The organism is Geobacillus sp. Manikaran-105 (genome assembly GCF_002809955.1).
In the GTDB taxonomy this organism is placed as follows: domain Bacteria; phylum Bacillota; class Bacilli; order Bacillales; family Anoxybacillaceae; genus Geobacillus; species Geobacillus thermophilus.
Genome location: NZ_PIJG01000091.1, coordinates 1 through 4,442, shown reverse-complemented (window position 1 = coordinate 4,442; position 4,442 = coordinate 1). Strand labels below are relative to the sequence as shown.

Sequence of the window (4,442 nt, the reverse complement as noted above, 5' to 3'; positions counted from 1 at the left end):
GATGAAACGTCGGGGATACGGATACAGAAATATCCAGCGTTTTGCATTGCGGGTTCGGCTAGAAACAGCTAACATACTTTCATGACAGGTGCAAGTACAACTTTTGGTGATGAACCACCTTTTTTAGCATCGTTCTGAATCGCTTGATTCACCAATTTCTTTGCTTTTTCTAGCTCATCCTTTTTCTCTTCTCCGTTATATTTAATTCTGTCTAAATTTCCCTTTAGTTCTTTCAGAATTCCTCTATAATCTTCGTTCGTTAAACTCGTTCCCCCATTATTCACGTTTGCTTTGTCCACGAAAATGGCCGAATTAAGATGCGCGAAGTAGAGTTCATCGTTTGATTTATAATCAGGGTAATTGTTCGGATCAGCTCCGACAGTCAGCCATTCTTTTTGTTCCTGCTCTGATTGTTGTTGCTGTGCCTTTACAGGTTTAGTTTGGGCGTCTTTTTCATTCACTACGAAAAACAAACCGCCACCCAATAACACAACAGCGACTAATAATCCAAAAATCCATTTGCCCAACTTGAATCCTCCCCCCTTGCCTTATTGGTCGTTACCATTTTAACCAATTTTTTAATTCCTTTCAAATGAAGGAGCGCCAATTCGGGCGCCCCTGCCCCTTAATAATCATCGATACACCATGAAAGAATATGTTGTTACCACTCCCGTATATTCTTCATTTTCTCTGGCTTGATAGTACATACGGACTCTATATCGTCCTCTTTTCTTCTAGTTGTTTCATAAACCTTATCGTATTTCATACAGATTGGCAAAGTTTAGAAAAACATTGCTTTTTCCTTTTTTTATATCATTTAGATGAATAAAACTTTCTTCTCTTGGATTGTTGTTAATTAACAAGAAAAACCGCTCTTTGCTAGATAAAGTGATTTCTTTTGGAATAGGGATGATAAAATCCTGATCTTTTGGTTGTTCAAGCGTATAAGAACGAGGTTGTTTTCCTCTTACTCCATATATATTTCCTTCCATATCAAAAAACATGATCTCCTCCACCATTTTGTGCGGACTTTGATCAATTCGAACATACCGTGCTTTATTAACCTCTTCTACTTGTAAAGGAGTGAAACGATCATTTAACAAAACAACAGATGGCAGATCAAACTCGTTGCTTTTACTGTTTTCCTTCTTAAATATCTTTTGAACATTATCCAATTTTATATGTGATGATATTTCAGAGAAATCATTTTTATTTCTTTTACTTACTAATACCTTCGTTACAGGTATGTTTTCCGTAAAAAAATGTTTTTGATCTTTATCAATTAAAATAGGCAAATACTCACTAAAATCATAATTATTTGATACCTGGACACGAATCGGAATTTTTAAGGATCCGTTTCCTTTCATGTGAATATCATAATACGTATATTTTTTATTGTTAATCGAAAATTTGATAAATTTTTGATTATGGAAAATAAACAGACGAAAGTGACGATCTCTATCTTTTAGACTATCAATGATAAAGTTGAACGTGAATTGTTTCATTCCAGATTTTAAAGAAACAATATCAACCGATTCATTATCAATCATCCACTTTTTTTTCAGTTTCGAATCAACTGTAAATGAAGTTGCGGTATCAGGAATAAATCCAAGCTGTTCCTGCGCATTATTTGGTATAATAAAATGTTCATTTTCATGGAAAGAGATAGTATCACTTGTATGTAAGGGTTGTCTATTTTCTTTTTCATTTTCTTTTTTTAAAAAATTATTGCATCCTGAAAACAGCAATACAGAAAGCATGATGAGTGCTATAATCAAATAGCTTTTTTTTCGACCCATTTTATCATTTTCCACCTTCCGTTTTCACCTTGATCAAAAAGCTCAAAATGCCTCAGCATTTTGAGCTTTTAGTTTTTATTAAAATCTTATACTATCTCCTGTATCAGCCATATAAGTATTAGTAGAAGTTGATAATGTGTGATGAGAAGTAGCTCGATATTCCCATCCAGAAGGAACACTTACTGGATAATGAGAAACTGTTGCTGTATCAGTAGTTTTTCCTAACCCAGTATCTTGCTTAGTACCTAGAGAGTTTCCATTAAGCATTAACGTCGTAGTTACTCCATGAGATGAAAGAGTAACTTTACTCGTCGTTTTTCCAACAGCCTTCACTTCACTAACAGGATACGCATTTGGAGTAATTCCTTTTATCGACGAAGATGCCGAAGATTCTGAAACATAAATATACGTGGAGCCTGTCCCTACTGTGGATATAGAAATTGATCCTTGAGCCGTCACTTTTCCGTTTTCTACTACTGCTCTCAAGTTTGCTTCATTGCTATAATGGATGGCATTTTCTCATAATTTTGAAACACTGTCTTTATTCTCTTCTGCAAAAACTCCTCCTGAAGAAAAAGAAATCAAAGAAGCGGACAAGGCTGTGGCAAGTCCGAATTTCAAAAACTTCATTTTCTTCATTTCCTATCCTCCATTTCTTATTTTTTTACAATTTCATTATAAATTATTAAAAATAAACTTTCAATAGTAAATTTTCGAAAAATATATTTTATATTACATTCTTTTAATTAACTGCCTTAGTTATACTCAGACCCAAGAATTTCTTACGACTTCTATCAAAAATAATTGGTTTCTAAAAAAGGAAGAAACCTTTCGATTTCTTTCTTTTCTACCTCGTTATAAGTTCCAATCATTCGATACCATTTAACTAGTTCTCAATCTCATTGACTACTAATTGGACATAGCCGTTTTTAAATATCGAAATCATCTAGTTGCTGAGTTGTTTCGGAGATGGTATTTCACTAGTTTGACAGTATAAAGTTTAAATTATTTATCAAAACTTTTTCCCACATTAGACACTCCCTAAATGTTAATTAGTTTTATTGTAGCGTCTCTTTTTCCCCTCTTCCTTTCTTCTATTTTCTCTATGAATGTACTTCGCGTACAACAACAATCACCATAAACCCGTGGTGCTAGTTGAGCGCTAGCGCTCAACTAGCACCACGGGTTAAATATATCTCTCGATACATCATTTTATTCGCAATCGCCACTGGTGCTCGTTTCTCGGAAATCATGGGCCTGACATGGGATTGCGTTGATTTCAAAAACAAAACAATCACGATTAATAAGACTTGGGACTTTAAAGGGGCAAATGACTTTAGCGATACAAAGACGTTCGATTCAAAACGAACCATTACGGTCGATAACGAGACGTTAAATATGCTCAAAGAACTGCGAAAATATCAAAATGAATTAGCTATGAAAGCAGGATTACGAAACACGAAAAATTTAGTGTTTATCAACTCAAAAATGGAAATTGTGACAAATAACGCCGTCAATAAAACGTTGCGATCATTATGCAAAAAAATCGGGATTAAAACGATCACTTACCACGGGCTCCGTCATACTCACGCATCCATGCTCTTGTATAAAGGAGTGAATATCAAATACGTTTCTCGGCGTCTTGGACATAAAGATATTGTAACCACGCTGCAAACGTACTCTCATATTTTAGATGAGATGGAGCAAAAAGAGTCTCGGCAAGTTGACCTTGCAATGGAGGAGCTGTACCATGCTAAATAGCCGTGCAAAATTCGTGCAAAATTTTTTCGGATTCTATCGTTTTTTTCGGGATTCCCAAAAAATGAAAAATGACCGCAAACGCGGTCATATCAAGGGTTTCAGCACTGTTAACCCGAACCGATCGTATGTAAGTGGCGTCCCAGGAGAGACTCGAACTCCCGACCGACGGCTTAGAAGGCCGCTGCTCTATCCTACTGAGCTACTGGGACACAATCCATTAGGAAACTCCAATATCCTCGCTGTCCCTTCCTCTACAAGCCTACTCAAGGAAGCTTGATGCGTCGGGACAACTCGCAGCTGTTTCATAGAAGCCTTTGCTCGTTGCTCGATCCTGCCAAGTTGCTGGAGCATCATCAACAGAGCATACTCCACAATATTCACGATAAAATAAAGGAAAGCGGGTGATGGGAATCGAACCCACGACTTCAGCTTGGGAAGCTGAGGTTTTACCATTAAACTACACCCGCATAATCCATATCAGTGAACTTGTCGTAAAAACGATTGCAATAAAAATATAATGGCAAATCGTTTTTTTGTCAATATCTTTTTTAAAGATAATGGAACGCGCTCGAGAGGATTCGAACCCCTAACCTTCTGATCCGTAGTCAGATGCTCTATCCAATTGAGCTACGAGCGCATATTGGGAAGCGGAAGACGGGACTCGAACCCGCGACCCCCACCTTGGCAAGGTGGTGTTCTACCACTGAACTACTTCCGCGTTGTAATGGTGAAGGAAGTTCATTCCTTCAAAACTAGATAACCGTTTGGAGAAGAAGCCGCGGCGCCTCCACTTTTCTTGTTAGGTTAAGCCCTCGATCGATTAGTATCCGTCAGCTCCACGTGTCGCCACGCTTCCACCTCGGACCTATCGACCTCGTCATC

Annotated in this window: 3 protein-coding genes, 4 tRNA genes, 1 rRNA gene and 1 pseudogene; 1 reads left to right on the top strand and 8 read right to left on the bottom strand. The window is 37.3% G+C overall.

Features of this window, described 5'->3' with window-relative positions; translation table 11 throughout:
• Positions 1–68 precede the first annotated feature (68 nt).
• The 3 genes from CV945_RS16315 to CV945_RS17145 form a co-directional block, all read right to left on the bottom strand.
• Positions 69–527: a hypothetical protein gene (locus tag CV945_RS16315; protein WP_100660166.1), complete on the bottom strand. Its 459-nt coding sequence runs from the start codon at positions 525–527 to the stop codon at positions 69–71.
• Positions 528–752: 225 nt separating this feature from the next.
• Positions 753–1,814: a hypothetical protein gene (locus tag CV945_RS16310; RefSeq protein ID WP_232722287.1), complete on the bottom strand. Its 1,062-nt coding sequence runs from the start codon at positions 1,812–1,814 to the stop codon at positions 753–755.
• A gap of 63 nt (positions 1,815–1,877) precedes the next feature.
• Positions 1,878–2,285, bottom strand: coding sequence for a hypothetical protein (locus tag CV945_RS17145; RefSeq protein ID WP_157807562.1), 408 nt, complete (start codon positions 2,283–2,285; stop codon positions 1,878–1,880).
• 696 nt (positions 2,286–2,981) lie between these two features.
• Between CV945_RS17145 and CV945_RS16305 the strand changes: the two are divergent.
• Positions 2,982–3,560: pseudogene (locus CV945_RS16305) on the top strand (site-specific integrase); the annotation flags it as partial.
• A gap of 132 nt (positions 3,561–3,692) precedes the next feature.
• Here CV945_RS16305 and CV945_RS16300 read toward each other — a convergent pair.
• From CV945_RS16300 to CV945_RS16280, 5 genes are all read right to left on the bottom strand, one after another.
• Positions 3,693–3,769: transfer RNA gene (locus CV945_RS16300), tRNA-Arg, on the bottom strand.
• A gap of 187 nt (positions 3,770–3,956) precedes the next feature.
• A tRNA-Gly gene (locus CV945_RS16295) sits at positions 3,957–4,027 on the bottom strand.
• A 96-nt stretch (positions 4,028–4,123) separates the two neighbouring features.
• Positions 4,124–4,197: transfer RNA gene (locus CV945_RS16290), tRNA-Arg, on the bottom strand.
• Between the two features lie 9 nt (positions 4,198–4,206).
• Positions 4,207–4,278: transfer RNA gene (locus tag CV945_RS16285), tRNA-Gly, on the bottom strand.
• An 82-nt stretch (positions 4,279–4,360) separates the two neighbouring features.
• Positions 4,361–4,442: ribosomal RNA gene (locus tag CV945_RS16280) — 23S ribosomal RNA — on the bottom strand; the annotation flags it as partial.